The sequence below is a fragment of the Micromonospora musae genome (assembly GCF_003626635.1).
GTDB classification, from domain to species: Bacteria; Actinomycetota; Actinomycetes; order Mycobacteriales; family Micromonosporaceae; genus Micromonospora; species Micromonospora musae.
The window spans coordinates 267,426-293,900 of the sequence record NZ_RAZT01000009.1 but is presented as its reverse complement, the minus strand read 5'-3'; the positions used below and the strand labels follow the sequence as shown (position 1 = coordinate 293,900).

Below are 26,475 nucleotides of genomic sequence, written 5' to 3'. Positions count from 1 at the left end.
GTCCGACCCGCCGGGCAAGGACGGAACGACCCGGCGAGGGATCATCGCCCGATCATCATCCCCTTGTTGCATATTGTTGGCAACAAGGTCTGGACAGGCGACCCATGATGTAACTAGCCTCATGGGACATGAGCCCTTACATCAGTGACGTCGCGGCCTGGCAGGAGAGCTGGGACCGGCAGCAGGAGGCGTACCTGCCGGACCGCGAGCACCGGTTCGCCGCGATGCTCGACGCGGTCGACGCGGTCACCGACGGCGTACCGCCACGACTGCTCGACCTCGCCGGCGGCACCGGCACCATCTCGCTGCGGGCGCTGGCCCGCTTCCCCGACGCCGAGATCACCGTCCTCGACCTCGACCCGGCGCTGCTGGCCATCGCCGAGTCCTCGCTGGCCGGCCGGGCCACCGTGATCAGCGCCGACCTGGGCCGCGCCGACTGGGTGGCCGCGCTCCCCCACCGGGCGTACGACGCGGTGCTCACCGCCACCGCCCTGCACTGGCTGCCGGCCGAGCGGCTCACCCGGCTCTACGCCGAGATCCGCGAGGTGCTGCGGCCGGACGGGATCCTCGTCAACGCCGACCACATGCCCGACGACGCCCTGCCGCAGCTCACCAAGCGGCTCGCCGCCCGGGCCCACACCCATCGCGCCGCCCGGTACGCCGCCGGCGCCGCGCTCCCCTGGTCCCAGTGGTGGGAGCGGGCGGGTGATGACCCGGTCCTCGCGCCACTGGTCGAGCGCCGACACGCCATCTACCCGACCGGTCACAGCCCCGAGTGGACGCCGCCCGTCTCGTGGCATCTGGCGGCGCTGACGGACGCCGGCTACAGCGAGGTGGGCACCCTCTGGCGCGGCGGTGCGGACGCCGCCGTCGTCGGCCTCCGCTGACGCGCCCCGCCCCTGCGGGCGTATCCTGAGGCTCGGTGATCTTGCGCGCGGCTCCCGCCGCCGCGGTCTCGGCAGGATGGCCCCCTGTCGCCGCCCTCGGCCCTTCAGGGGAGCCACTCGACACCTGCGGTGGGCACGGCCGGCGCCCTGCCGAGCAGCGACGTGCGCCGGGGGGGGGGCGGGTCGGCCTCGCCGGGGCATCGCCTGTCGGCGTCGGCGCACATCGGCGTGCCGGCGAGCGAGGTGGACACGTCCGGCAACGGGAGGGGTGGCGGGTGACGCAGCGGCCGCGGCAGCGGATCGACCCCGACGTCGACCTGCGCTCACCGCGCGACCGGCGGGAGGTGATCCGGCACCCCGCGGCGGTGCTCGGCGCGGTCGCCGCCGGTGGGGTGCTCGGCTCGCTGGCCCGCGCCGGCCTCCAGGCGGCCTTCCCGCACGGCCCGGCCGCCTTCGCGTGGGCGACCTTCGGAATCAACCTCGGCGGCTGCCTGCTCATCGGCGTGCTGATGGCGGTGCTGCGAGCGGCCGGCGGCGGTCCACCACTGGCCCGGCCGTTCCTCGGCGTCGGCGTGCTGGGCGGCTTCACCACCTTCTCCACCTACGTGGTGGACGTGCACCAGGCGCTCGTCGTGGGGGCGCCGGGCACCGCCCTCGCCTACCTGGTGGGCACCGTCGTCGGGGCGCTGCTCGCGGTCTGGACCGGTGACACCCTCACCGGCCGGCTGCTGCAATGGAGGGGCCGGTGAGCGTGCTCCTCGTCGCGCTCGGCGCGGCCGTCGGCGCCCCGCTGCGTTACCTCGCCGACCGGGCCGTGCAGGCCCGGTTCGGCTCGGCCTTTCCGTGGGGCACCCTGACCGTCAACGTGGTGGGTTCGCTGGTGCTCGGCGTCCTGGTCGCGCTTCCGGTCACGCCCGCGATCAACGCGCTGCTGGGCACCGGCTTCTGCGGCGCGTTCACCACCTGGTCCACGCTGAGCTACGAGACGCTGCGGCTGGCCCAGGCCGGCCGCCGACTGCCCGCCCTGACCAACACGCTGGGCAGCGTCGCCGCAGGCCTGGCCGCCGCCAGCGCCGGCTACGCCCTCACCCAAGCCCTGACCCCCTAACCCCACCCACTCCCTCCCTCCCACCGCCCCCCGGCCCCCCGCCCCCGGTCCGCCCCGGTGATCATGAGGTTGACGGAGTCTTCGATCTCCGATTCCGCCGTCAACCTCATGATCGACGCGGGCGAGGCAGGCGCGCGGGGGCCGGGTGGGTGGGCGTCGGGTGGGGGTCGGGTGGGGTGAGGGTGGGTCAGGGGGTTGCGGCTTGGATCAGGCGGCGGGCGGTCTCGGGGTGGCCTGCCCAGTGGGTGTGCAGGTAGGAGGCGTGCACACGGTCGTCGACGAAGCCGTGCGCCGCGCCGTCCCAGCGCCACGCCGGCCGGTCGCCGTGCCCCGGGTCGGTGACCGTGCGGTGGAACTCGTGCCCGTGCACCGCTTCGCCGGCCGCGGCGAGCGGCGAGTCGGTGGCGGCCACCGCCGCGCGGTAGCCGAGGGTGAGCCGGCCGGTCATCCGCGCGGTGAGGTCGAGCCGCCCGCACATCGGCACCCTGTCCAGGGCGCGCCCGAGGTAGAGCAGCCCGGCGCACTCGGCGACCACCGGGCCGGAGAAGTCGGCCAGCTCGGCGCGGAGCGACGTGTTCGCGGCGAGACGCTCCGCGTACGCCTCGGGGAAGCCGCCGCCGATCACCACCGCGCGGGTACCGGCGGGCAGCGCCGGGTCGTGCAGCGGATCGAAGACGGCGACGCGAGCCCCCGCCGCGACGAGCAGCTCGGTGGTCTCGGCGTACGAGAAGGTGAAGGCGGGACCACCGGCGACCGCGACCACCGGACGCAGCCCGGTCGGGCCACCGACGGCGACGGCCGGATCCCAGGCGGGTGCGGTCAGCGGCGGGGCGGTACCGGCCAGCTCCAGTACCGCGTCGAGGTCGACTGTGGCCGCCACCAGCTCGGCCAACGCGTCGACGACGGCCACGGACTCCGGTGCCCGCTCGGCGACCGGCACCAGCCCGAGGTGCCGCGACGGGGCGGCGACCTCGGTGGCCCGGGCGACCGCCCCGAGCACCGGTACGCCCACCTCGGCGAGCGCGTCGCGCAGCAGCCGCTCGTGCCGGGGCGAGCCGACCCGGTTGAGGATCACCCCGCCGATGCGCACGGCCGGGTCGAAGGCGGCCATGCCCAGCGTCAGCGCGGCGGCCGAGCGGCCCTGGGCGGTGGTGTCCAGCACCAGCAGCACCGGGGCCTCGATCAGCCGGGCGACGTGCGCGGTGGAGGCGAAACCGCGCCGGCCGACCGCGCCGTCGTGCAGCCCCATAACGCCCTCCACCACGGCGACGTCGGCCGGCGTCGGCGTGCTCGCCCCGTGCCGTAGCAGCGGCGCGATCCGCTCCTCGCCGACCAGCCAGGGGTCGAGGTTGCGGCCCGGCCGGCCGGCCGCGAGCGCGTGGTAACCGGGGTCGATGTAGTCCGGACCGACCTTGTGCGGGCTCACCACCAGGCCGCGGCGGCGCAGCGCGGCGAGCAGCCCGGTGGCGACGGTGGTCTTGCCGTGCCCGCTGCCCGGTGCGGCGACCACCACCCGGGGCAGCGCCCACGGCGTCGCAGGCTGCCCCGTCGGGCTGCCCGGTCGGCCCGGTCCCGGCTTCGGGGCGGCCGGGTCGGGCATCACCACTCGATGCCCTTCTGGCCCTTCTGGCCGGCGTCCATCGGGTGCTTGATCTTGGTCAGCTCGGCGACCAGGTCGGCCGCCTCGACGAGCCGCGGGTGGGCGTCCCGGCCGGTGATCACGACGTGCTGGAAGCCCGGGCGGCCGGCGAGCGTGTCGACCACCTCGTCGACGTCCACCCAGCCCCACTTCATCGGGTAGGTGAACTCGTCGAGCACGTAGAACTTGTACCGCTCCTCGGCGAGGTCGCGCTGGATCTGCCGCCAGCCCTCCAGGGCGTCGGCGGCGTGGTCGGCCTGGTCGCCGCGCTGGATCCAGGACCAGCCCTCGCCCATCTTGTGCCAGGTCACCGGCGCTCCCTGGCCGGTACGCTCGTGCAGCTCGCCGAGTGCGCGCAGGGCGTTCTCCTCCCCCACCCGCCACTTGGCGCTCTTGACGAACTGGAACACCCCGATCGGCATACCGGCGGTCCACGCCCGCAGCGCCAGGCCGAACGCGGCCGTCGACTTGCCCTTCATCTGTCCGGTGTGGACGAGCAGCAGCGGACGGTTACGGCGCTGCCGGGTGGTGAGCCCGTCGGCGGGCACGTGGGTCGGCTTTCCCTGCGGCATCAGGCGACGCTCCTTGCACGGCTGGTGTTCGACGTGTGGGCGTACGGCGCGGCGGGACGGGTGGCGGCGAGGCCGACGAGCGGGTCGGTGGCCACCCGGTCCAGCGGATGGTGGTCGGCGCCCAGCTGGGCGGCGAGGCGCTGGGCGAGGCCGAGGCGCACGGAACCGGACTCACAGTCCACGACGACGCAGGGCGCGCCGGTCGCCGCGAGCACCGCCGCCGCCCGGGCCGACCGCTCCAGCGGGCGCGTACCGCTGGTCGCCCGTCCGTCGGTGAGCACCAGCACCAGCGGGCGGCGACGCGGGTCACGCAGCCGCTCCACCCGCAGCAGCTCGGCGGCGGAGAGCAGCCCCTCGGCGAGCGGCGTACGCCCGCCGGTGGGCAGGTCGGCGAGGCGCGCCGAGGCGGCGAGCACCGACGAGGTGGCGGGCAGCAGGGTCTGCGCGCCGGCGCCCCGGAACGTGACCACGGCGACCTTGTCGCGCCGCTGGTAGGCGTCGGTCAGCAGCGCGAGCACCGCCCCCTTGACGGCGGACATCCGCTGCCGGGCCCCCATCGACCCGCTGGCGTCGACGACGAAGAGCACCAGGTTGCCCTCACGCCCCTCGCGGACGGCCTCCCGCAGGTCGGCCGGGCGCAGCCGGAGCGGTCCGTCCCGGCGGCCCCGCTCGACCTGGTGCGGGGCGGCGGCGCGCAGGGTCGCCGGCAGGTGCAGGGCGCCCGGTCGACCGGCCGGCAGCCGCGCCCCGGTGGTGCGCCCGCGTCCGGTGCGGGCCCGCGAGCGCCGGCCGGGAACACCGTCGCCGACACCGGGCGCGGTGAGCAGCCGGGCCTTGAGCCCCGGAACGGGTACGGCCACCGGCTGGCCGCCGGCAGCCGGGCCGCCCCCCGAGGGTTCCACGAACTCGTCGGCTCCGCCGCCCTCGCCGCCGTCGGCCGGGCCGGGGCCCGCCGCCGGGGCCCGCTGCGGCGCCGACGGGTCGTTCCCGCCGTCGGGGCGGGCATCGGTCTCCGGCGCCGCGTCGGACGGGCCGGGCACGTCCCTGCCGGTCGGGCCGTTCGCGTCGCCCGACGGGCCGCTGTCCGGCCCCCCGTCGGAGCCACCGCCGTTCGGGCCACCGCCGTTCGGACCATCGCCGTTCGGGCCGCCGTCGTTCGGGCCGGAGCCGTCCGGGCCGCCGTCGGACGGACCGCCCGGCGGGTCGTCGTCGGGATCGTCCGCACCGGCGCGGTCGAGCGCCTCGTCGAGCCGCTTCTCATCCAGGCCCGGCGTGTCGAACGGATCCCGGCGTCGCCGGTGCGGCAGCGCCAGCCGCGCGGCCACCCGTACGTCCTCGACACCGACCTGGTCCCGGCCGTGCCAGGCGGCGTGGGCGATGGCGGTGCGCGCGGTGACGATGTCGGCCCGCATGCCGTCCACGTCGAACGCGGCGCAGACCTCGGCGATCTGCCGCAGCGCGGCGTCCGGAAGGCGCACCCCGGCGACCCGCTGCCGCGCCCCGGCCACCCGGCGGGCGACCTCGGCGTCCGCGTCGGCCCAGCGGGCGGCGAAGCCGGCCGGGTCGGCGTCGGCGGCCAACCGGCGGCGGACGACCTCGGCGCGGACCGCCGGCTCCCGGCTCGCGCCGACCTCGACGGTGAGCCCGAACCGGTCGAGCAGCTGCGGACGCAGCTCCCCCTCCTCCGGGTTCATCGTGCCGACCAGCAGGAACCGGGCGGCGTGACTGACCGAGACGCCCTCCCGCTCCACGTGGCTGCGGCCCATCGCGGCGGCGTCGAGCAGCAGGTCGACCAGGTGGTCGTGGAGCAGGTTGACCTCGTCGACGTAGAGCACCCCGCGGTGCGCGGCGGCGAGCAGACCCGGCTCGAAGGCGCGTACGCCCTCGCCGAGCGCCTTCTCCAGGTCCAGTGACCCGACCACCCGGTCCTCAGCCGCGCCGACGGGCAGCTCGACCAGCCGCGCCGGGCGCCGCTCGGCCACGGCGCGCGCCGGGTGCGGGCCGTCCGGGCAGGCCGGATCCGGGTTCGCCGGGTCACAGCCGAACCGGCAGCCGGCCACCTGGTCGACCGGGGGCAGCAGGGCGGCGAGCGCCCGTACCGCCGTCGACTTGGCGGTGCCCTTCTCGCCGCGCACCAGCACCCCGCCGATGGCCGGGCTGACCGCGTTGAGCAGCAGGGCGAGCCGCATGTCGTCCATGCCGAGCACCGCGCTGAACGGGAAGATGGTCACGCCCGGTCCTCCAGGTCACCCTCGCTGATCAGGTACGTCTCCCGCAGCCGCTCCAGGGTCGTCGGATCCGGCTCCGCCCAGAGACCCCGGTCGGCGGCCTCCAGCAGCCGCTCGGTGATGCCCCGCAGCGCCCACGGATTCGACTCGGCGAGGAAGTCCCGCGTGGTCGGGTCGAAGACGTACTCGGCCGCGAGCTTCTCGTACATCCAGTCGTCGACCACCCCGGCGGTGGCGTCGTAGCCGAAGAGGTAGTCCACCGTGGCGGCCAGCTCGAACGCGCCCTTGTAGCCGTGCCGGCGCATCGCGGCGATCCACCTCGGGTTCACCACGCGGGCGCGGAACACCCGGCGGGTCTCCTCGCCCAACGTCCGGGTGCGCACGTCGTGCGGCATCGCCGAGTCACCGACGTACGCGGCCGGCGCGTCACCGGTGAGGTGACGCACCATCGCGACCATCCCGCCGTGGTACTGGAAGTAGTCGTCGGAGTCGACGATGTCGTGCTCGCGGGTGTCCTGGTTCTTCACGGCGACCGCGATGCGGGCGAAGGAGCGTTCCATGTCGGCACGCGCCTCCCGGCCGTCCAGCCCCCGGCCGTACGCGTAGCCGCCCCAGACCGCGTACACCTCGGCCAGGTCGGCGTCGCTGCGCCAGTTCCGGGCGTCGATGAGCGGCAGCAGCCCCGCCCCGTACGCCCCGGGCTTCGATCCGAAGATGCGCGCGGTGGCCCGGCGTTCGTCGCCGTGCTCGGCCAGGTCGGCGGCGACGTGGGCCCGGACGAAGTTCTCCTCGTGCGGCTCGTCGAGGGCGGCGACCTGCCGGAACGCGTCGTCGAGCAGGGCGACCACGTGCGGGAAGGCGTCCCGGAAGAAGCCGGAGATCCGCACGGTGACGTCCACCCGGGGGCGGCCCAGTTCGGCCGGCGGCACCACCTCGACGCCGGTGACCCGGCGGGAGCGGTCGTCCCAGGTGGGGCGGCAGCCGATCAACGCGAGGACCTCGGCGATGTCGTCACCCTGGGTACGCATGGCGCTGGTGCCCCAGACGGTGAGCCCGACCGAGCGCGGATACTCGCCGGTGTCGGCGAGGTGGCGCGCCAGCAGGGACTCCGCGAGCGCCGTCCCGACGTCCCAGGCGTTGCGGCTGGGGATGGCCTTCGGGTCGACGGAGTAGAAGTTGCGGCCGGTGGGCAGCACGTTGACCAGCCCCCGGGTCGGCGAGCCGGACGGCCCGGGCGGCACGAACCGACCGTCCAGAGCGGCCAGGGTGTGCGCCAGCTCGTCGGTGGTCCGGTCGAGACGGGGCACCAGCTCGGTGGCGGCGAAGCGCAGCAGCGCGGACGCGTCCGGCAGCTCCCGGCCGGTGACCTCGGCGACCACCGCGTCGACCTTCCCGGCGTCCCAGCCGAGCGTCTCCATGCCGACGACGAGCCGGCGCGCGAGGGCCTCGATGAGGTCGACCGCGTCGGCGGCGGTGACCGCCGGCCCGTCCACGACCTCGGTCAGCTCGGCCGGAACGGCGAGCCGCTCGCCCGGCGCGGCGAGCAACGCCGCCTCGTCCAGCCCGTGCGCGGCGGCCAGCGCCTGCCGCAGCCCCGGCAGGGCCCGGCTGCCGCCCCACACCTGCGGGGCGCGCAGCACGGCGAGGACCAGGTTGACGCGGGCGTCGCCGACCGGCGCGGCGGCCAGCACGTGCAGGCCGTCGCGGATCTGCACGTCCTTGACCTCGCAGAGGTACCCGTCGAGGTGCAGCACGAAGTCGTCGAAGTCCTCGGCGTCGGGCATCTGCTCGGTGTGCAGGTCGTGGTGCAGCTCGGCGGAGCGCACCAGCGCCCAGATCTGCGCCTGCACGGTCGGCACCTTCGCCGGGTCGAGGGCCTGCACTGTCGCGTACTCGTCGAGCAGCTGTTCCAGCTTCGCCAGGTCGCCGTACGTCTCGGCGCGCGCCATCGGCGGCACCAGGTGGTCGACGACGACCGCGTGGGCGCGGCGCTTGGCCTGCGTGCCCTCCCCGGGGTCGTTGACGATGAACGGGTAGACCAGCGGCAGGTCGCCGAGGACGGCGTCGGGGGCGCAGTCGGCGGCGAGCCCGAGGCCCTTGCCGGGCAGCCATTCGAGGGTGCCGTGCTTGCCGAGGTGCACCACCGCGTCGGCGCCGAAGCCGCCGTCCTCGGGCCGGGCGGCGAGCCACCGGTACGCGGCCAGGTAGTGGTGGCTGGGCGGCAGGTCCGGGTCGTGGTAGATGGCGATGGGGTTCTCGCCGAAGCCGCGCGGCGGCTGGATGAGCAGCGCCACGTTGCCGAAGCGCAGCCCGGCCAGCACGACGTCACCGCCGTCGGTGTACAGCTCACCGGGCGGCTCGCCCCAGTGCGCGCGCATCCGCTCGCGCAGCGCGGCCGGCACCTCGTCGAACCAGCGTCGGTAGACCTCGCCGGGCACCCGAGCCTCGGCGGCGGCGAGCTGCTCGGGGGTGAGCCACTCGACGTCGTGGCCACCGGCGGCGATCAGGGCGTGGATCAGGGCGTCCCCGTCGTCGGGCGGCGGCGTGGAGCCGAGGTCGTACCCGGCCTCGGCCAGCGCGGCGAAGAGCCGCACCGCCGAGGCGGGGGTGTCCAGGCCGACGGCGTTGCCGACCCGGGAGTGCTTCGTCGGGTACGAGCTGAGCACGATCGCGAGGCGCTTGTCGGCGTTGGGGAGCCCACGCAGCCGGGCCTGCCGCACCGCGATGCCGGCGACCCGGGCGGCGCGTTCCGGGTCGGCGGCGTAGACGGAGAGACCGTCGGCGTCGATCTTCTTGAACGAGAAGGGCACGGTGATGATCCGGCCGTCGAACTCCGGGACGGCCACCTGCATGGCGGCGTCCAGCGGGGTGAGGCCGGCGTCGGAGTCGGCCCACTGCTCGCGGGTGCTGGTCAGCAGCAGCGCCTGGACCACCGGCACGTCGAGCGCGGCGAGCGCCCCCACGTCCCAGGTGTCCTCGTCGCCGCCCGCGGAGGCGTCCGCGGCAACCGCGCCGCCGGCCGCCAGCACGGTCACCAGCAGCGTGTCGCAGCGGGCGAGCAGCTCCAGCGGACCGGCGCCCGCGGTCAGCCCGCGCAGCGATCCGCAGTAGACGGGCAGGGCGTTGCCCCCGGCCGCCTCCACCGCGTTGGCGAGCGTGTCCACGAAGGCGGTGTTGCCGGCGAGCGCGTGCGCCCGGTAGAAGACGATGCCGACGGTCGGCCGACCCGGATCGGTCGCCCGGTCACCGTGGACGCCGTACGCGGGGGTGGGCGCCGGCGGCGCGAAGCCCTCGCCGGTGAGCAGCACCGTGTCGGAGAGGAACCGGGTCAGCTGGGCGAGGTTCTCCGGACCGCCCTCGACCAGGTACGCCAGGGCCTGCGTGACGACCCCGGCGGGCAGCGTGGAGGCCGCCATCAGCTCCGCGTCGGGCGCCGACTCGCCGCTGAGCACGACCGTCGGCACGCCGGAGGCGAGCACCGCGGCCAGTCCGTCCGGCCACGCCGGCCGGCCACCGAGCAGCCGTACGACGGCGACGTCCACGCCGTCGAGCAGCGCGGGTACGGCCTCGGCGTCGACGCGGACCGGATTGGCCAGCCGGTAGTCCGCGCCGCTGGCCCGGGCGGCGAGCAGATCGGTGTCGGAGGTGGACAGCAGCAGGGTACGCACGGATGGCTCCGGAGAGTGACGCCCGGCTCGCCGTCGGGGCGGTCGGGCTGAGGGGTGGATGGCGCGGGGTTCAGCGGGCGCGGTCGGCCGGCCAGAGCCGGCGGTTGGCGCGGCGGTCGGCGTACGGGTCAGCCGGCGGGGTCGAGCCCGCCCGGCGGCGCTCCGGTGTGGCCGGTCGGCGCGGCAGTACGGGGTCGGGTGGCGCGGCGGGCGCGCTGCGGCGCGGGCGCGCCGATGGTATTGGGCCGGTCACGGCGATCGCCGCCGGCACGGTGGACGCGGTGCGTCATCGGGTCCTCCTCGGGTCTCCACGCCCTGGGGTCACATCCCGACGGCCGAAGTATCCTGGCTCCCGGATCGACGCTCACCCCCGGCCTTCCAACCGCACGCGGTCGTGACTCGCAAGGAGGGCTCACTCCCCGATGACAGTGGCGGGACCGCGCCGGAATCGCACCGGCTTCCTTCACTGCCGTCAGGCCGCGAATGCTGCCACACCCGTCCCGGCCGGTCAACGCCGCCCCGGGCGGCTGATCAGCGTCGATGTCATCGAGTCAGATCGATTCCGGGCATCGTCCGGGGCCCCGCCGACCTGGTGCGCGGCGGCCATCCGATCGGCGCGCCCGGCGCTACGCTCGCCGGCCTGCCCGGCCGACGCCCACGGCCGCCGTCCGGCGCCCGCGATCGCGCTGAACCGCTGGCCGGCACACGGATGACGAGCCCCGACAACTAGGATCGACCGGGCCTCGGCGAGCGCCCGTGGTCGATCCCGGGGAGGTCGCCATCATCGGCATGCAGTTCCATCAGCTCGCCGGACGGGTCTGGCTCTGCCCCGGCGATCCCGACCCGGCGGCCGTCCAGGCCGGCGTCGCCGTGGTGGCCGACGAGCGCGGCAGTGTGATCATCGACGCGGGGCAGAGCCCGGCGCACGCCCGAGAGATCCGGGCCGCGCTGCACGCGGCGGGGCTGCCGGAACCGCGCTGGCTCGTCTACACGCATCACCACTGGGACCACGTGTGGGGCGCCTGCGCCTGGCCCGGCGTGGAGATCGTCGGGCAGGTGACCGGCCAGGAGCTGCTGCGGGCCGAGGCGGCCCGGCCGTGGAGCCACCGCTACCTGCGCGAACAGGTCCGCGCGAACCCTCGGCTCGCGCCGAGTTTCCGGGCGCGCGCGTTCGCGGTGGACTCGTGGGACGACTTCGCGGTGTTGCCGCCGACCCGTACCTTCACCGACGCCGACGAGCTGCCGGTCGGAGTGCTGCTGCGCCATGTCGGCGGCCGGCACGCGCCGGACTCGACGGTGGTGCTGGTGCCGGACTCGGGCGTCATGCTGCTCGGCGACTCCTTCTACCCGCCCCCGGCGCACCTTCGCGAGCCGGACGACGGCCCCGACCTCGGGCTGGTCCGCCGGCTGCTCGACGACGACTACGACTGGTACGTCGCCAGCCACTCCGCGCCGATGACCCGCGCGCAGGCCCGGGCCGAGGCCGGCTGAGGGACGTCGACGCGCGCCTGCTCGCGCGTCAGCGGGCCCGACGCTCGGGGTGGGCCCGGTTCCAGGCGCGCATCCGCTCCGGGTAGCCGGTGCGGCCGGCCTCGTAGAGCGGAACGGCGTGCCGCCGTGCGATGGTCGCCGCGGCGCGGGGCGAACCGGTGCGGCGGCGGATCCACTCCCCGTCGTAAGCGATCGCCACCACAGTGGTGTCGGTCGCGGTGGTCTCCGGCTCCAGGTAGAACTCGACGCCCCGGCGGCTGGTGACGAAGGCCTCCAGCGCGGCGAGGTCGTCCCGGGTCGCCTCCCGGTCCAGCTTCGTCGGGGTCCCGTCGGCGGATCGGGACCGCCGGTTGAACCAGCCCATGCCCGGCTCCTCTCCGTGCGCGTTCCGTCCAGTTCACCACCGTCACCTGGCAATATCCTGCGAGCCCGATGGGAGCACGCTGGACCGACGGGCTAGGGTCGGGCGGTGTCCGGGGAGCGCGCGTCGGCCGCGCGGAACAACGCCGAGTGGTGCGATCTCGTCTGCGCGTGCCACGACCTCCCCGGCGCTACCGACGCCGACGCCTGGTCGGTGCCGCGCCGCTCCCCGCCCTGGTACCCGGAGGCCGTCACGCTTCGCCCCGGGGTCTCCGCGGACGCGCTGCTGGCCCGGATCGACCCGGGTCCGGGAGCCTCGGTCAAGGACAGCTTCGCCGACCTGGACCTGCGGCCGTACGGCTTCCGGGTGCTCTTCACCGCCGACTGGATCCACCAACCGGCCACGAACCGGGCGACCGATCCGGCGGGTGAGGTGGAGCGGCCACTGACTCCGGTGCGCACGCCGGACGGGTTGGCCGCCTGGGCGGCGGTCCACGGCGGAGGGGAGCTGTTCCGCCCCGCGCTGCTGGCCGATCCGCGGGTGACGGTGCTCGCCCGGTACGCGGCCGACGGCGCGCTGACCGGCGGCGCGGTGCTCAACCGCGGCGGCCCACTGACCGGCGTCTCCAACGTCTTCGCCGTCGACGGTGACGCGACACCGATCTGGGCCGGGATCCCCGCCGCCGCGGCCGGAGCCGCCCTGGTGGGGTACGAATCCGGAGTCGACCTCGCCCCCGCGTTGCGGGCCGGCTTCACCACCGCCGGGCCGTTGCGGATCTGGGTACGCGACTGACCCGCGCCGGCCGCGGCCCGACGAACCCGACGCCGCCGACACCCCGGCCCGACGAGCCCGGCACGGCCGACACACCGGCCGACGAACCCGGCGCTGCAGAAACCCCCGGTTCGACGATCGCCGCGCCGCCGACACCCCCGGTTCGACGAGCTTGGCGCGGTCGACGCTGATCCGCACGACTGTGATGCCTGAGAGGTATCAATATGCCTCTCAGGCATCACGCTCGCGGGCATCCTCGGTCCGAACACGGTCGACCTCGCCGGCGTCCCACATCGCAGCGCCGGCACTCGCGGACGTTCCGGGCCTCCGGTGCGCCCGAGCCGAAGCGGGCCGGACCTCCGGTGCGCCGAACCGAAGCAGGCCGCCGGGCTCAGTCGAGTGGTCGTGCTCGGCCGGGCCGTCGGGCTCAGCCGGGCCGTCGCGCTCGGCCGGGCCGCCGTGATCAGCCGAGCCGGGCCAGGTCCTCCGCGCTGAGCCGCAGCCCGGCCGCGGCGACGTTCGCCACCAGGTGCCCCGGGTCGCCGGTGCCGGGGATGGCGAGCACGTGCGGGCCCCGGTGCAGGGTCCAGGCCAGCCGCACCTGATGCGAGGTGACGCCGTGGGCGCGGGCCACGGCGTCCACCGCCGGGTTCTCCTCGGCCGCCGCCCCCGCCTCCCGGCGCGTGCCGGCGAGCGCGAAGAACGGCACGTACGGTATGCCCTGCTCGCCGCAGAGCCGGACGAACTCGTCGTCCTCCCGGTACGCGTCCACACCGTACGAGTTCTGCACGCAGACGACCGGCGCGATGTCCCGTGCCTCGTCGAGCTGCTCCGGGCGGGCGTTGGAGAGCCCCAGGTGCCGGATCAGCCCGGCGGCGCGCAGCTCGGCGAGGGTGCCGAAGCGGTCGGCCAGCGGGACCGGGCTCGGTCGGCGATAGAGCCGCAGGTTCACCAGGTCGAGGTGATCGCGACCGAGCCGGCGCAGGTTCTCCTCGACCTGGGCGCGCAGCTGGGCCGGGGTGAGCGCCTCGGTGAAGCCGCTCTCCGGGTCGTACCCCGGGCCGACCTTGGTGGCGATCAGCAGCTCCTCGGGGTACGGGGCGAGCGCCGCGCGGATCAGCTCGGTGGCGTAGCGGGCCGCTCCCGTGCCGACGCCCAGCGTGCCGCCGGGCGAGACGTAGAAGGCGGCGGTGTCGATGTGGTTGACGCCCAGCTCCACCGCCCGGCGCAGGACGGCGAGCGCCCGCGCCGGGTCCGGGTCGGCGGTCAACCGCATGGAGCCGAAGCCCATCCGGTTGACGGTCTGATTTCCCAGCGTCCAGGTGCCCGCGGCGGTGGCGGTGATCTCGTCGATAGGCATCCGGCGACGGTAGCCAGCTCGGGCACCCGGCGCAGTCGGCCGCGTGCCCGATACCGCCCGGGGGCGATTGCGGCTAGGTTTGATCTCCTGAAGGCCCGTGCCCCTGGCCGGTGGGACCGGTGTCGGCGGGGTGGGGCGGGCGCATCACCGGCACCAGCGCCAGCGCCGGCACCAGCAGCAGCGGCACCACGAGCAGGGCGTGCAGGATGCCGACCCGGTCGCCGAGCATGCCGAGCAGCGGCGGGCCGGCGAGGAACGCCGTGTAGCCGATCACCGCGACCACGCTGACCCGTACGGCCGCCTTCTCCTCCTCGTCCGCGGCGGCGCTCATGCCGACCGGGAAGCCGAGCGACGCGCCGATCCCCCAGAGCGCGACCCCGACGATGGCGACCGGACCCGAGCCGGCCAGGATCGCCAGGGTGGCGCCGCCCGCCGCGAGCAGGATCGTCGCGACGAGAACCCGGACGCGGCCCCACCGGTCGAGGGCGATCGTGCCGGCGGTACGCCCGAGCGTCATGCCCGCCACGAAGACGCCGAAGACCGCCGCGCCGGCCGCCTCGCTGAGGTCGTGACCGTCCACGAAGGCGACCGCGAGCCAGTCGTTGGCGCTGCCCTCGGTGAACGCCATGACCAGCACCAGCAGGCCGATCAGCAGGGTTCGCGGCTCCCGCCACACGGCGAGCAGGGCGCCCCGCCGCGACGCCGAGCCGGCCTGCGTCGCGGTGCCGACCCCGGTCTCCGCCGCCGACAGGAAGAGCTTCGCGCCGTAGAGCGTGCCGGCCAGCACCAGCGCGGCGATCACGGCGAGGTGCGCGCCGACCGGAACGTCGAGCCGCGCCGCGCCGGCGCCCAGGCCCGCCCCGGTCACCGAACCGAGGCTCCAGGCGGCGTGGAAGCGGGGCATGATCGTGCGACCCAGCCGCCGCTCGACCGCCGCGCCCTCGACGTTCATGGCGACGTCGCAGCTGCCGGAGCCGTAGCCGAAGGCGAAGAGGCCGACCGCCACGGCGATCGCCGAACCGGTCAGGCCGGCGGCCAGCCCCGCCCAGGCCAGGCCGAGCGCCACCACGAGGGTGGCCAGCCGTACCGATCGGGCGGTGCCGAGCCGCTGCGTCACCAGGCCGGCGGTGGGCATGGCGACCAGCGCGCCGGCCGACATGGCGAGCAGCAGCAGACCGAGCCGCCCGGCGCTGAGCTCCAGTGCCTCGCGGGCGGCCGGCACCCGGGAGAACCAGGTGGCCACGGCGAGTCCGTTGAGGGTGAACACGACGGCCACGCCGTTGCGGGCGACCCGCACCGCCCGGGGCACGGCCGGCGTGGTCGCCGGGTCGGCGGGGGACGCGGTGGTGGCACTCACGGGGTCTCTGTTTCCTTCCCTCAAGACGGCGGTGGCTCGATCGGACACCTGAGAGCGTTCTCACCACAAGCCGGTTCCGACCGTATCGCCCGTCACACTCCGCGGGAATCCCCATGATCGCCGCGACCCGGCGGCCGCGCGGGCGACGAGGCGGGGAGCGCCGCGGCGAACGGTTAACCGGTGGCTCGACGGGTAACCGCCGCGCACATCGGCCGACAGCGAGGAGCAGTGACCCGTGTCCGAACCCGCGCCGCCGCACCGGCAGCCGGAGGAGAACCACCGGCACGGGCGGCTCACCGCCCGCCCCGGCCTGCCGGTCGGTCCGGCCACCGCCGGCCTGGTGCCGATGACCGACGCCGACGGCGGGCTGCTCGCCCTGCTGTACGCCCCGGCGCCGTCCGAGGATCGGCCGTACCGGCTGGTGGTGCTGCTGCACGGGGCGGGCGGGTCGGCACGCCAGGGACTGGACCTGCTGCTCCCCGTCGCGGACACGCACCACCTGCTGCTACTGGCCCCGCAGGCGGCGGCGACCAGCTGGGACCTCATCGTCGAGGGGTTCGGGACCGACGTACGCCGCATCGACGGCCTGCTGAAGTCGACCTTCGCCGGTTACCCGGTCCGGGAAGTGGTGCTCGGCGGCTTCTCCGACGGCGCGTCGTACGCCCTCTCGCTCGGGCTGACCAACGGCGACCTGGTCGACGGCGTGGTGGCCTTCTCCCCCGGCTTCTCCGCGCCGCTGATGACGCATGGCCATCCGCAGGTCTTCGTCTCGCACGGTGTCGACGACCGGGTGCTGCCGGTGGACGTGTGCAGCCGCCGGCTCGTCCCCCGCCTGCACGAACTCGGCTACGACGTGATGTACCAGGAGTTTCCCGGCGGCCACGAGGTCCCCGAGGAGATCCGCGCCGCCGCCGCCGACTGGCTCACCACCCGCCGCCAGAAGAGTTGACCAAGAGGCTCCCGCCCACCTCGTCGGCGCACCCCGCCCCCGCCCTCGCCCCCGCTCTCGCCCACGCCCACAAATACCCGGAAAGAGTGGTCATTCCCGAAGGAATGACCACTCTTTCCGTGAACGAGGCGGCGGGGGCCGGCGGGTCGGGGGCCGGCGGGACGGCGCAGGCGGGGGGTGGGGTGGGGTGGGGTTAGAGCGGGGGGAGGCCGGTGGCCTGGTCGACGCGGCCGAGGACGGTCCGCTCGTCGTCGGCGCTGACGCCACGAAGCAGGTCGATGGCGGTCGCCCGAATCTGACCGATGATCATGACGATGGGCAGGGACCGGCCCGGGGTGAAGAGGGCGCCGGCGGTGCGAACGGCGGCGAGCGCCGCCAGGTCGGCCCGCGCCGCGTGCCCGTCAGCGACCTCGTCGCGCCCCTCCAGGTCGGCGGCGAGCGCCTCCCCGGCAGCGCGGACCGCGTCCGCCAGCGAGCGCAGCGCCACGCCCAGCTCGGCGGGTACCGGCGTGGGCTGGCGGCTGAGCGTGACCCCGGCCCGGGCGAGCACCCGGACGTTGCGTACCGCGTAGTCGATCTGCCGGATCGAGCTGTCCACCGAACGCAACCGGCCGAGGTGCCGACGCCGGCGCAGGTTCAGCCAGAGCGCCTCGCCGGCGGCGAGCACCCCTTCGCGCAGCCGGTCCACCCGGGCGTCCATCTCGCGGGCGTGGCCCAGCGCGCCCCGCGCCGCCGGCTCGTCGTGCCGGTCCAGCGCGTCGGCGATGTCGGTGAGCAGCGCGGCCAGCTCGTCGAACGTGCCACGGACCTCGGCGACCAGCGGGGCCAGCGGGCGGCGGGCGTCGATCAGCTGGCTGGCGGCGAGCGCGATCCCGCCGCCGACCAGCGCGTCGACGAACCGGAACGGAACGAGCCCCTCGGTCGGCGGAGCGACGACGACCAGGTAGAGGGCGGAGACGGCGGCCTGCACCAGGCTCACCCCGGTCGCACCGACCGCCGCGGCGAGCACGACGGTCAGCAGGATGACGGTGAAGACGGTCCCGGTGCTGCCCCGGCCCAGCCCCTGGATCACCACGTCGGCGACGAGCACCCCGCCGGCCACCCCGAGCACCACCTCGACGGCCCGGCGAAGTCGCTGCCCCCGGGCCTGACCGAGAACGATCAGCGCGGCCGCGGGGGCGAAGAACGGCTCCGGGTGCCCGAGCAGCCGGGTGGCGAGAATCCAGGCGACCGTGGCGGCCAGCGTCGCCTCCAGCACCGGGCGCCAGCCGTGGCGCAGCCGCCCGGCGGCCACCCGCAACCAGCCCATCCGGATCATCACCCTCCTCGAACGCCGACACCCGATCGTCCACCAACCGGGCGGCGATTGCCCACCGGCCCGGCGGGCCCCGGCGCCCGGCCCATGGCATGCGAGGCCCGGCCCGGCCGACGCGGGACCCGACCGACGGGACCCGACCGACGCGGAGGCCAGCCGACCCCGGAGCCCGACCGACGCGTAGGCCAGCCGACCCCGGAGCCCGACCGACGCGTAGCCCAGCCGACCCGGAGCCCGACCGACGCGTAGCCCAGCCGACGCGAGACCCAGCCGACGCGGGGCCCGACGCAGGCGGGCGACCGGTGGCGGCAGGGCCTCGTCCTGCGCGTCCACGGCGACGTGGCCGAAGAGCGCGGGCGCCAGCTCAGCCGGCGGCGACGGCCGTCAGGCGGGCGTGCTCCGGCGAGGCGAGAAACCGGGTCAGCACCTCGACGGTGCCGGGGGTGTACGGCCGTCCGTCGAGCAGTTCTGCGGCGGGCACGAAGACGATCGCGGCGCCCTCGCCGAGCACGACGTCCTCCTGCCGGGCCCGGGTGGCGGCGCAGAAGTAGTGCTTGACCCGGTCGACCTCGGGCAGCTCCTGCTGGGCGAAGTGGTGCAGCCCCTGCTCGGCGCGGAGCCCCGTCTCCTCCCACAGCTCCCGCTCGGCGGTCTCTTCCGGGGTCTCGCCCGCCTCGGCGTGCCCGCCGGGCAGGCCCCACACGTTCGGGTGGTACGCGGCGTTGCCGTCGCGCAGCTGCATCAGCAGCCGCCCGTCTCGGTCGACGAGCAGCACGCAGGAAATCGTGATCATCTGGCGAGCCTAGTGCGGCGTCCGGAAACGTTCACCGGCGTCGGGCCGCAGCGGCTCCTGGGCATCCGGGGCGTCGACGACGTGCCGCGCCCGGGTCGCCGAGCGGGCGCGCCGTGGGCGGGCGCGCCGTGCGCGGTGGCGTCGTGGGCGGCCACGTCGTGGGCAGCGACGCCGTACGGCGGGCGCGCCGCGGGTGGTGACGCCGTACCGGGGCCGTCCGTCTCCAGCCACGGCTGCCGGCGACCGTGTCGCGGCGACCACCCGCCCCGGCGGTGCGGGGCGGACCGCGGCGTGATGATCGGCTATAAGTGACGCATGGATTTCCCGCCGTACCTGGCCAGCATGCCGATGCACGCGATCACCGAGATCCACGGCGAACCGGGGCTGCTGGAGCGCTTCCGGTTGGAGATCCAGTCGTTCGACGAGACCGCCCGGGAACGGTTGACCGCCGCGCTCGATCTCGCCGCCGAGCTGCACCGCGATGACCGCCGGGTCCGCGAGCCGTACCTGAACCACCTGCTGCGGGTGGCGATCCGGCTGATGCACCACTACCAGGTGCGGGACGTGGACGTGATCGTCGCCGGGCTGCTGCACGACGCGGTCGAGGACCATCCGGCCGAGCTGGCCGGCGACGCCGGCGGCGAGGATCCGACTCCGGCGGCGCTGGCCACGCTCGCCGCCCGCTTCGGGCCACGGGTCGCGCGCCTGGTGGCCGCGGTCACCAATCCGCGGTACGACCCGAGCCGCGACCGCAACGAGCAGTACCGCGAGCACGTCGCCGCGAGCCTCGACCGGGAACCCTGGGCACGGGTGATCAAGGTGTCGGACTTCACCGACAACGGGGTGGGTGTGATCCACACGGTGGGGCCAAAGGTGGAGTCCTCCGCCCGCAAGTACCGTCCACTGGTCCCGGTCTACCGGGAGTTGGTCACCCGGCCCGACACGCCCCTGTCAGCCGAGGTGAAGCGGCACATCCTGGGCCAGCTCGACCTGGCCGAGGAGCGGTTCAGCGCCATCCTGGACCAGCCCGCCCACCACCACTGAGCACCCGCTCCGCCCGGCCGGGCGGCTGCCGCCCCGATCCGCTCCCGGCCGCGTGATCGACTCGCCTTCCTTGATGTCGGGGTGTCCGAAGCGGCGGGACACCCCGACATCAACGATCCCGAGCGGATCAACCGCGCGCCACGGCGGTCGGGGCACCGCACGGCGCGAGCTTCGGGCGTCCCGTCGTGAGCCCGTCACTTCGTGGGGTCGACCGACCGTTGTTCACGGTGAGGACGGAACCCCGATCGAGAAGGGGTGACATGACGGACGCCCCCGACCCGAAGCCGGCGCGCGCCGACCGGTGGCGGCAGGCCCGCACGCGCGCGTTCGACCGGAGCCGCCGGACGGGTCTGCGCGCCGGGACGTGGCTGGCGCAGCGCTGGCAGCAGACGGTGGCCCTGCTGCGGGGCATGGAGCCGAGCCGGGCGTACGCTCCGCCTCCGGCCGCCCCCGGCCGGCTCACCCAGCGGCGGGACGCGGAGATCGTGGTGCCCGCCCACGGCTACATCTACGTGTTCGTGATCCGGGTCAGCTTCAGCTGGTCCGCCGAGGGGCTCCGCCCCGAGCTGCTCAGCTGGTACGCGCAGCACCTTCAGCCGCTCGCCGTCGCGCAGCTCACCCGGCTCGCCGCGGACCTCGCCCGCAGCACCGCCCCGCAGCACGCCGGCGAGCTGGAGGTGGAGCTCCCGCGGGCGATCGGCGAGGCGGACTGGAATTTTTCCCGTGCCGAGGGGACGGTCACCGGCAGACCGGACGCCTGGGTACGGCTCGACGAGCGGGTCCAGCAGGCGCTGTTGCCCTACTCGGAGCGCCGGGTCACCCTGGAGTCCGAGTACGAGCTGCACCTCCTGCGGGCACACAGCGCGCAGCAGCTGGCCCAGCGCTGGTCGACCATCCTGCGCGAGTACGCCGACACCGCCGCCGAGGTCGGCCCGCAGACCCAGGAGGGCCTGGTCGACGCGGCCCGCCGGATGCTCGGCCTGCAGAAGATCGCCGGACAGTGGATCGAGGACCTGCTCGCCGAGCGCCCCCGTACCGACAACTGGTTCGACCAACCGCCGCCGGACGCGCGGCGCTCCCCCGATCTTCCCCGGCAGCCCGGACCCGAGTCGGCGGCGAACGAGGCCCCTGCCGACGGCGATCCGTCCACCCAGGCTTGAACCGGCGGCGGGGCGCCGCGCCGCGCGTGCCGGCGCAGCACCCCGGGCCGGTTCAGCTCTTCTTCAACCAGGGGTCCTCGGGCTTCGGCCGGTCGAACGTGGGTCGGGCCCGCTGCCAGTGCCCGCGGGTGAAGTCGGGCACCTTGACCGGGCGCATCCGGCCGCTCTTCAACGATTCGTGGCTGAGCGGGATGACGGAGCACCAGGCGGCCGAGTCATACACGTCGATGTCGGGGGTCATGCCGAGCCGCATCAGCTGGACGAGCCGCCAGATGGAGATGAAGTCACCGCCGCCGTGGCCGCCGTACTGATCGGCCAGCTCCTCCAGCGTGGGCCAGAGCCAGTGGTCGTGCTGCCGCAGGATCGTGTTGTAGTCGTTGCCGGTCCGCCAGGTGTGGTTCTGGTGGCCGAGCGACTCGAGGTAGACCCGGGAGTTGTCCAGCTCGATCGAGCCCCGGGTGCCGGTGAGGGTGGTCTCCCGGCTGTAGGGGTGCGGGGAGTTCACGTCGTGCTCGACCCGAATGAACCGGCCGTTGGTGGTGGTCACGAAGCAGGTGTGCCGGTCGCCGGAGATGTAGGGCCGGTCGTCCCACGACGAGTGGTCCTCGCCGACCCGCGGGTCCTCGGAGCGGAACAGGGCCAGCGCCTTGGGTACGGAGGCCACGGCCACCAGCTCCTCGAACCGGTCGCCGCGGTTGACGCCGAGGGCGGCCGAGACCGGCCCCAGGCCGTGCATCGGGTAGTGCAGGGCGTTCATCCGCGTCTGCCAGCGACGCCGCCACTGCTCTGGGTGGTAGGCGCCGCCGAAGAGGTAGGGCCAGCGCAGGTCGTGGACGTACCCGCCGGAGGCGTGCTGGAGGTCGCCGAAGATCCCCTGCCGGGCCATGTTGAACATCGCCATCTCGGGCCGGAAGTAGTTGACGTTCTCCAGCAGCATGCAGTGCTTGCGGGTCCGCTCCGAGGTCCGGACCAGGTCCCAGATGTCGTCGAGGTACGGGGCGATCGGCAGCTCGACGGCGACGTGCTTGCCGTGCTCCATGGCCGCCTTGGCCATCGGGTGGTGCCACTCCCAGGGGGTGGCGATGTAGACGAGGTCGATGTCGTCGCGTCGGACGAGGTTGAGGAAGTCCTCCTCGCCGTCGGCGTAGCCGACGGGCGGGGTGTCCTGGAAGCCCTGCTCCATGATCCGGCTGATGGTCCGCTCGACCCGGTCGGGGCGGATGTCGCAGACGGCGGTGACCGTGGCCACGGCACCCCACCGCCGGTCCTGGTCGCCGCCGCGGTTGCCGACGCCGATGAGCCCGACGCGGACCTGTTCGAAGCCCTCGAACGGCACGTCGACCATGCTCTTCTCGCCGCGGCCGCGGGCGGGTTCGAAGCCTCCCTCGTCGGCGGCGGCGGAGGCGCCCACGGCGCCGGTGAGGCCGGCTGCGGCGCCGAGCACGGCACCGGAGCGGAGCAGGTCACGGCGGGACGGATTGAACTGAGGTGGCGGGGTCACGTGATCACTCCCTAGCTGAAGGGGACCTGATCGAACTTGCCTGCTTACGTCATCCAGTGAGCAGTGTCGATCAGACAGACATCGATGGCAAGGGGTGGTCCCGCACCTTCGCGAGATCGAGAGGTACGGATTGCCGAAGGGCAGACTGACCGTTTACGCTCGGCTGGCCGCCGGATCGCGCGATTTCACGCCGGGCGAGTTGCCTCGTTGGCGGCGGGTCGGAGCGGCATGACACACGTCGAGCAGGAGATCGCCACCCAGCCGCAGTGCTGGCGACGCGGCGTCGCGCAGCCCGGTCTCGCCGAACGGCTGCCACGACCGGGCGAACGGGTCGCGGTGGTCGGCTGCGGCACGTCCTGGTTCGTCGCCATGGCGTACGCCCGGCTGCGCGAAGAGGCCGGCCTCGGCGAGACCGACGCCTTCGCGGCGTCGGAGTTCCCCACCCGACGCCGCTACGACCGGGTTCTGGTGATCAGCCGCTCCGGCACGACCACCGAGGTGCTGGACGTCCTCGCCGCCGTCCGGGGGCGTACGCCGAGCTCCGGGGTGTTCGGTGATCCCCGGTCGCCGGCGGCGAACCTGGTGGACGAGCCGGTCGAGCTGCCGTTCGCCGACGAGAGGTCGGTCGTGCAGACCCGCTTCGCGACCACCGCGCTCGCGGTGCTGCGGGCGCACCTCGGCGAGCACCTCGACCCGGCGGTACGCGACGCGACCGCGGCGCTGACCGTCCCGCTGCCGCTGGACCCGGCAGCGCTCGAACAGGTCACGTTCCTCGGTCGGGGCTGGACGGTCGGCCTCGCCCACGAGGCGGCGCTCAAGTGCCGCGAGGCCGCCGGCTTCTGGGCCGAGGCGTACCCGGCCATGGACTACCGGCACGGCCCGATCGCCGTCGCGGGCCCCGGGAGGGCGGTGTGGGCGTTCGGGGCCGTGCCGGCGGGGCTGCCCGAGCAGGTGACCGCCACCGGCGCCACCTTCGTGCACAACGCACGCGACCCGATGGCGGAGCTGATCCTCGCGCAGCGACTCGCCGTCGACCTGGCCGTCCGGCGGGGCCTCGACCCGGACGCGCCACGTCACCTGACCCGCTCGGTGATCCTGACGTGAACCCCGGGGAGGCGGTGCGCGGCGGGATCCTCACCGTCACCCTCAACGCAGCGCTGGACGTGACGTACCACGTTCCGGCCCTGACGCCGGGCGCCGCGCACCGGGTGTCCCGGGTGGACGAACGGGCCGGCGGGAAGGGCGTCAACGTCGCCCGCCTGCTGCACACCCTCGGCGTCCCGGTCGTCGCCACCGGCCTCGCGGGCGGCGCCTGCGGCACGCGGATCCGATCCCTGCTGGCGCAGGAGGGGGTGCCGGAGACGTTCGCGCCGATCGAGGCCGAGTCCCGGCGCACCGTGGTCGTCGCGGCCCCCGACTCGACGACCGGGTTCTGGGAGCCTGGGCCGACGATCACCCCGGACGAGTGGGACGCCTTCCGCACCCGCTTCACCGACCTCGTACGCGACGCGGCGGCGGTCGTGCTCTCCGGCTCCCTGCCGCTCGGGGTACCGGCCGACGCCTACCGCGTGCTGATCGAGGCGGCCCGCCGCGCGGGCACGTGGACCGTGCTGGACAGCAGCGGGCAGGCGCTGCGCCACGGCCTGCGCGCCGTCCCGGACCTGGTCAAGCCGAACGCCGACGAGCTCGCCGACCTCCTCGGCTGCGCGCCGCCGCGACCGGCCGCGGCGCTCGAGGCGGTACGCGGCCTCGACGCGCCCACCGTCGTCGCCTCGTTCGGCCCGGACGGGCTGCTCGCGGTGACCGGCGAGGGCGCCTGGCGCGCGTACGTGCCGCAACCGGTCGCCGGCAACCCGACCGGGGCCGGCGACGCCTGCGTCGCCGCGCTGACCAGCGGCCTGATCCGGCAGCGCCCCTGGCCCGAGCGGCTCGCCGAGGCGGTGGCGCTGTCGGCGGCGGCGGTCCGGGCGCCGGTGGCCGGGAGTGTGGACCTGTCCGACTACCGGCGGCTGCGCCGGGACGTGATCGTCAAGGAGTTGTGATGCCGCTCGTACCGACCGGAGAGCTCGTCGCCGCGGAACCGGTCTGCGCGTTCAACGTGATAACCCTGGAGCACGCCGAGGCGATCGTCGCCGGGGCGGAGGCCGCGGGTCGATCGGTGGTGCTGCAGGTCAGCGAGAACGCCGTCCGGTTCCACCGCCGGCTCGCACCGATCGCCGCCGCGGCCCGGGCCGTCGCGGCGACCGCCACCGTCGACGTGGCGCTGCACCTCGACCACGTCGTCTCCCCGGAGCTGTGGCGTCAGGCGCCGGAGCACGGCTTCGGCTCGGTGATGGTCGACGCGTCCCGGTTGCCGTACCGGGAGAACGTCGCGGCGACCCGGGCGGCCGCCGAGTTCGCCCATGACCGGGGGCTCTGGGTCGAGGCCGAGCTGGGCACGGTCGGCGGGAAGGAGGGCGAGCCGCCCGTCGACCCGCACGCCCCCGGCGCCCGTACCGATCCGGCCGAGGCCGCGTCGTACGTGGCGCAGACCGGGGTGGACGCGCTCGCGGTCGCGGTCGGCTCCGCGCACGCCATGACCGTCCGGGACGCCGTACTGGACCACGACCTGATCGGGCGGCTGCGGGCGGCGGTCACGGTGCCGCTGGTGCTGCACGGCTCGTCCGGGGTGCCCGACGCCGAGCTGCGCCGCGCCGTCTCCGGCGGGATCGTCAAGGTGAACATCGGTACGGCGCTGAACACCGCCCTCACCGGCAGTGTGCGCCGAACCCTGGCCGCCCAGCCGGAGCTGGTGGACCCGCGCCGCTGGCTGGCACCGGCCCGGGAGGCGATGGCGGAGACGGTGGCCCACTTCTGCCGGGTCGTCTCCGCGGACGGGCCCGCCGGAGCCGACAGCGGCCTGGCCTCGACCGGGGCCGCGCCGTGACCTCGACCGGGACCAGCACGGGCTCCGCCACCGCCGGTGGGATGGCCGACCGGTCCCGCCGGATGCAGGCGCTGCTGGAGATCCTGGCCGCGCGGGGTGGGCGGCTCTCCGTCGCCGAGGGCGCGGCCGCGTTGCAGGTCTCCGAGGCGACCGTCCGCCGTGACTTCACCGTCCTGGCCGAGCAGCAGCTGGTCACCCGCACCCACGGCGGCATCGTGGCCAGCTCGGTCGCGTACGACCTGCCGGTGCGCTACCGCTACCGGGGCGACCGCAGCACCAAGGAACGCATCGCGACGACCGCCGCCGGGCTGGTCGAGCCGGGTAGCGTCGTCGGGCTGAACGGGGGCACCACGACCTCGGCCACCGCCCGGCACCTCGCGGCCCGCCCCGACCTGACGCAGGTCACCAACCGCCCGGCCCTGACGGTGGTGACCAACGCGTTGAACATCGCCACCGAGATGGTGCTGCGGCAGTCGGTGCGCACCGTCATCCTCGGCGGCGTCGCGCTGCCCCAGTCGTACGAGCTGACCGGGCCGCTGACCAGCATGGTCATGCAGTCCCTCTGGCTCGACGTGCTCTTCCTCGGTGTCGACGGGTTCTCCACCGACGGCACGTCGTGCCACGACGAGAGCGAGGCCGGCATCGACGCGTTGATGGTCAGCCGGGCCCGCCAGGTGGTCGTGGTGGCCGGCTCGGAGAAGCTGGGCCGGCACTCCTTCGCGAAGATCTGCGACGCGTCCGCCGTACACACCCTGGTCACCGACGACGCCGCCGACCCGCAGGTCGTGGCCGACCTGCGGACGGCCGGCGTGACGGTCCTGCTGGCCTGACGGCGGACTACTCCGGCTCTACCAGGAGGCGGGCGTAGTTCGCCATCGAGCGCTGGTATCGGGGGAGGTGGGGCGCGAGGGCGGCGACGGCGACCGAGACCGCTTCCCGCTCCCGCCCGACGCTGGTCAGCGCGAGCGCGAGGGTGGCGGCGACCGCGTCGTCGAGCTCGTCGGAGGGCTGCTGCCGCTCCGCCGTCAGCAGCTCGACCGCCTCCTGCGCCTGGCCGATGTTCCGCAGGGAGCTGGAGAGCTGGATGACGGAGCGTCGGCGGCGGAGGCCGGTGACACCGGAACGCAGCGCCTCGCGGTAGAGCGGGACCGCACGGTCGGAGTGCCCCGTCGAGTCGAAGGCGCAGGCGCGCTCGAAGGCCGCGACCGGGTGCCCGTCGGGCAGCTCGGCGGCGAGCTTGTCGACCTGTCGACGGAACTCCTCGGGCTCGTGGTCGTCGATGCTCGCCCACAACTCGGCGCTGCGGCGTTCCCAGTCAGGTGTGGTCGTCATGGACGCGATCCTG

23 protein-coding genes and 1 riboswitch are annotated in these 26,475 nt (G+C 74.9%); of the genes, 12 read left to right on the top strand and 11 right to left on the bottom strand.

The features are described 5' to 3' along the window. Nucleotides 1-128: 128 nt before the first annotated feature. The 3 genes from D7044_RS19670 to crcB all read left to right on the top strand — a co-directional run bounded on the left by D7044_RS19670 (nucleotide 129) and on the right by crcB (nucleotide 1,995). Complete coding sequence (locus D7044_RS19670) at nucleotides 129-887, top strand: class I SAM-dependent methyltransferase (RefSeq protein WP_120689793.1); 759 nt, start codon at nucleotides 129-131, stop codon at nucleotides 885-887. A 275-nt stretch (nucleotides 888-1,162) separates the two neighbouring features. Continuing rightward, complete coding sequence (locus tag D7044_RS19665; protein WP_120689792.1) at nucleotides 1,163-1,636, top strand: fluoride efflux transporter FluC; 474 nt, start codon at nucleotides 1,163-1,165, stop codon at nucleotides 1,634-1,636. Continuing rightward, nucleotides 1,633-1,995, top strand: a complete 363-nt coding sequence (gene crcB / locus D7044_RS19660; RefSeq protein WP_120682440.1) for a fluoride efflux transporter CrcB — start codon at nucleotides 1,633-1,635, stop codon at nucleotides 1,993-1,995. The genes D7044_RS19665 and crcB overlap by 4 nt, the downstream gene beginning before the upstream one ends. A gap of 187 nt (nucleotides 1,996-2,182) precedes the next feature. Here crcB and D7044_RS19655 read toward each other — a convergent pair whose 3' ends face one another. Genes D7044_RS19655 through cobN form a run of 4 tightly spaced genes read right to left on the bottom strand, consistent with a single transcriptional unit; the run spans nucleotide 2,183 to nucleotide 10,102 of the window. Next, entirely contained in the window at nucleotides 2,183-3,595 is a 1,413-nt protein-coding gene (locus D7044_RS19655; RefSeq protein WP_120682438.1) for a cobyrinate a,c-diamide synthase, read from the bottom strand. Further along, nucleotides 3,595-4,206 carry a cob(I)yrinic acid a,c-diamide adenosyltransferase gene (cobO, locus tag D7044_RS19650; RefSeq protein ID WP_120682080.1) on the bottom strand — a complete coding sequence of 204 codons (612 nt, stop codon included), beginning with the start codon at nucleotides 4,204-4,206 and terminating at the stop codon, nucleotides 3,595-3,597. The genes D7044_RS19655 and cobO overlap by 1 nt, the downstream gene beginning before the upstream one ends. After that, nucleotides 4,206-6,404 carry a VWA domain-containing protein gene (locus tag D7044_RS19645; RefSeq protein WP_120689863.1) on the bottom strand — a complete coding sequence of 733 codons (2,199 nt, stop codon included), beginning with the start codon at nucleotides 6,402-6,404 and terminating at the stop codon, nucleotides 4,206-4,208. Before D7044_RS19645 ends, cobO begins: the two co-directional genes overlap by 1 nt. 29 nt (nucleotides 6,405-6,433) lie before the next feature. After that, nucleotides 6,434-10,102 (bottom strand): cobaltochelatase subunit CobN, encoded by a 3,669-nt coding sequence (cobN, locus tag D7044_RS19640; RefSeq protein WP_120689791.1) that lies wholly within the window; start codon nucleotides 10,100-10,102, stop codon nucleotides 6,434-6,436. Nucleotides 10,103-10,418: 316 nt separating this feature from the next. Further along, a riboswitch (cobalamin riboswitch) is annotated at nucleotides 10,419-10,591 on the bottom strand. 267 nt (nucleotides 10,592-10,858) lie between these two features. Here cobN and D7044_RS19635 point away from each other — a divergent pair. After that, nucleotides 10,859-11,593 (top strand): MBL fold metallo-hydrolase, encoded by a 735-nt coding sequence (locus tag D7044_RS19635; protein ID WP_233563450.1) that lies wholly within the window; start codon nucleotides 10,859-10,861, stop codon nucleotides 11,591-11,593. A 28-nt stretch (nucleotides 11,594-11,621) separates the two neighbouring features. Here D7044_RS19635 and D7044_RS19630 read toward each other — a convergent pair whose 3' ends face one another. Further along, complete coding sequence (locus tag D7044_RS19630) at nucleotides 11,622-11,957, bottom strand: hypothetical protein (RefSeq protein WP_120682076.1); 336 nt, start codon at nucleotides 11,955-11,957, stop codon at nucleotides 11,622-11,624. Nucleotides 11,958-12,062: 105 nt separating this feature from the next. Here D7044_RS19630 and D7044_RS19625 point away from each other — a divergent pair, with 105 nt between their 5' ends. Further along, a complete protein-coding gene (locus tag D7044_RS19625) occupies nucleotides 12,063-12,746 on the top strand; it encodes a hypothetical protein (RefSeq protein WP_120689790.1) in 684 nt (227 codons plus the stop codon). A 442-nt stretch (nucleotides 12,747-13,188) separates the two neighbouring features. Here the strand turns inward: D7044_RS19625 and D7044_RS19620 are convergent, their stop codons facing one another. Both D7044_RS19620 and D7044_RS19615 read right to left on the bottom strand, forming a co-directional pair. After that, nucleotides 13,189-14,085, bottom strand: coding sequence for an aldo/keto reductase (locus D7044_RS19620; protein WP_120689789.1), 897 nt, complete (start codon nucleotides 14,083-14,085; stop codon nucleotides 13,189-13,191). A 73-nt stretch (nucleotides 14,086-14,158) separates the two neighbouring features. Next, entirely contained in the window at nucleotides 14,159-15,442 is a 1,284-nt protein-coding gene (locus D7044_RS19615; RefSeq protein ID WP_120682070.1) for an MFS transporter, read from the bottom strand. 235 nt (nucleotides 15,443-15,677) lie between these two features. Between D7044_RS19615 and D7044_RS19610 the strand changes: the two genes are divergently transcribed. Then, the gene (locus D7044_RS19610) at nucleotides 15,678-16,391 is read left to right on the top strand and encodes an alpha/beta hydrolase (RefSeq protein WP_233563449.1); all 714 of its coding nucleotides are present in this window, start codon (nucleotides 15,678-15,680) and stop codon (nucleotides 16,389-16,391) included. A gap of 193 nt (nucleotides 16,392-16,584) precedes the next feature. Here D7044_RS19610 and D7044_RS19605 read toward each other — a convergent pair whose 3' ends face one another. Further along, entirely contained in the window at nucleotides 16,585-17,709 is a 1,125-nt protein-coding gene (locus D7044_RS19605) for an FUSC family protein (protein WP_233565049.1), read from the bottom strand. Between the two features lie 361 nt (nucleotides 17,710-18,070). Further along, entirely contained in the window at nucleotides 18,071-18,499 is a 429-nt protein-coding gene (locus D7044_RS19600; RefSeq protein ID WP_120689788.1) for an NUDIX domain-containing protein, read from the bottom strand. Between the two features lie 315 nt (nucleotides 18,500-18,814). Between D7044_RS19600 and D7044_RS19595 the strand changes: the two genes are divergently transcribed. Together D7044_RS19595 and D7044_RS19590 are read left to right on the top strand one after the other, a co-directional pair. After that, nucleotides 18,815-19,543 carry an HD domain-containing protein gene (locus D7044_RS19595; RefSeq protein ID WP_120682066.1) on the top strand — a complete coding sequence of 243 codons (729 nt, stop codon included), beginning with the start codon at nucleotides 18,815-18,817 and terminating at the stop codon, nucleotides 19,541-19,543. A gap of 260 nt (nucleotides 19,544-19,803) precedes the next feature. Then, nucleotides 19,804-20,703 carry a hypothetical protein gene (locus tag D7044_RS19590; RefSeq protein ID WP_120689787.1) on the top strand — a complete coding sequence of 300 codons (900 nt, stop codon included), beginning with the start codon at nucleotides 19,804-19,806 and terminating at the stop codon, nucleotides 20,701-20,703. Between the two features lie 52 nt (nucleotides 20,704-20,755). Here the strand turns inward: D7044_RS19590 and D7044_RS19585 are convergent, their stop codons facing one another. Continuing rightward, nucleotides 20,756-22,204, bottom strand: coding sequence for a Gfo/Idh/MocA family oxidoreductase (locus D7044_RS19585; protein WP_120689786.1), 1,449 nt, complete (start codon nucleotides 22,202-22,204; stop codon nucleotides 20,756-20,758). 228 nt (nucleotides 22,205-22,432) lie between these two features. Between D7044_RS19585 and D7044_RS19580 the strand changes: the two genes are divergently transcribed. The 4 genes from D7044_RS19580 to D7044_RS19565 are packed head-to-tail and all read left to right on the top strand — an operon-like array spanning nucleotide 22,433 to nucleotide 25,960. Beyond that, on the top strand, nucleotides 22,433-23,308 hold the full coding sequence (locus D7044_RS19580) for an SIS domain-containing protein (RefSeq protein WP_120689785.1): 876 nt from the start codon (nucleotides 22,433-22,435) through the stop codon (nucleotides 23,306-23,308). Further along, nucleotides 23,305-24,246: a 1-phosphofructokinase family hexose kinase gene (locus D7044_RS19575; protein ID WP_233565048.1), complete on the top strand. Its 942-nt coding sequence runs from the start codon at nucleotides 23,305-23,307 to the stop codon at nucleotides 24,244-24,246. Before D7044_RS19580 ends, D7044_RS19575 begins: the two co-directional genes overlap by 4 nt. Continuing rightward, nucleotides 24,246-25,130, top strand: a complete 885-nt coding sequence (locus D7044_RS19570) for a class II fructose-bisphosphate aldolase (protein WP_120689784.1) — start codon at nucleotides 24,246-24,248, stop codon at nucleotides 25,128-25,130. The genes D7044_RS19575 and D7044_RS19570 overlap by 1 nt, the downstream gene beginning before the upstream one ends. Nucleotides 25,131-25,171: 41 nt before the next feature. Then, nucleotides 25,172-25,960, top strand: a complete 789-nt coding sequence (locus tag D7044_RS19565; protein ID WP_407663391.1) for a DeoR/GlpR family DNA-binding transcription regulator — start codon at nucleotides 25,172-25,174, stop codon at nucleotides 25,958-25,960. 7 nt (nucleotides 25,961-25,967) lie between these two features. On the opposite strand, the gene D7044_RS19560 is transcribed toward D7044_RS19565, so the two are convergent. After that, on the bottom strand, nucleotides 25,968-26,462 hold the full coding sequence (locus D7044_RS19560; RefSeq protein WP_120689783.1) for a tetratricopeptide repeat protein: 495 nt from the start codon (nucleotides 26,460-26,462) through the stop codon (nucleotides 25,968-25,970). Between the last annotated feature and the right edge of the window lie 13 nt (nucleotides 26,463-26,475).

Coding starts and splice junctions, on each gene's coding strand:
- D7044_RS19670 (WP_120689793.1), top strand. CDS start 129: ATGAGCCCTTACATCAGTGACGTCGCGGCCTGGCAGGAGAGCTGGGAC.
- D7044_RS19655 (WP_120682438.1), bottom strand. CDS start 3,595: ATGCCCGACCCGGCCGCCCCGAAGCCGGGACCGGGCCGACCGGGCAGC.
- cobO (WP_120682080.1), bottom strand. CDS start 4,206: ATGCCGCAGGGAAAGCCGACCCACGTGCCCGCCGACGGGCTCACCACC.
- D7044_RS19645 (WP_120689863.1), bottom strand. CDS start 6,404: ATGGACGACATGCGGCTCGCCCTGCTGCTCAACGCGGTCAGCCCGGCC.
- D7044_RS19630 (WP_120682076.1), bottom strand. CDS start 11,957: ATGGGCTGGTTCAACCGGCGGTCCCGATCCGCCGACGGGACCCCGACG.
- D7044_RS19620 (WP_120689789.1), bottom strand. CDS start 14,085: ATGCCTATCGACGAGATCACCGCCACCGCCGCGGGCACCTGGACGCTG.
- D7044_RS19605 (WP_233565049.1), bottom strand. CDS start 17,709: ATGATCCGGATGGGCTGGTTGCGGGTGGCCGCCGGGCGGCTGCGCCAC.
- D7044_RS19600 (WP_120689788.1), bottom strand. CDS start 18,499: ATGATCACGATTTCCTGCGTGCTGCTCGTCGACCGAGACGGGCGGCTG.
- D7044_RS19595 (WP_120682066.1), top strand. CDS start 18,815: ATGGATTTCCCGCCGTACCTGGCCAGCATGCCGATGCACGCGATCACC.
- D7044_RS19590 (WP_120689787.1), top strand. CDS start 19,804: ATGACGGACGCCCCCGACCCGAAGCCGGCGCGCGCCGACCGGTGGCGG.
- D7044_RS19580 (WP_120689785.1), top strand. CDS start 22,433: ATGACACACGTCGAGCAGGAGATCGCCACCCAGCCGCAGTGCTGGCGA.
- D7044_RS19570 (WP_120689784.1), top strand. CDS start 24,246: ATGCCGCTCGTACCGACCGGAGAGCTCGTCGCCGCGGAACCGGTCTGC.
- D7044_RS19565 (WP_407663391.1), top strand. CDS start 25,172: ATGGCCGACCGGTCCCGCCGGATGCAGGCGCTGCTGGAGATCCTGGCC.
- D7044_RS19560 (WP_120689783.1), bottom strand. CDS start 26,462: ATGACGACCACACCTGACTGGGAACGCCGCAGCGCCGAGTTGTGGGCG.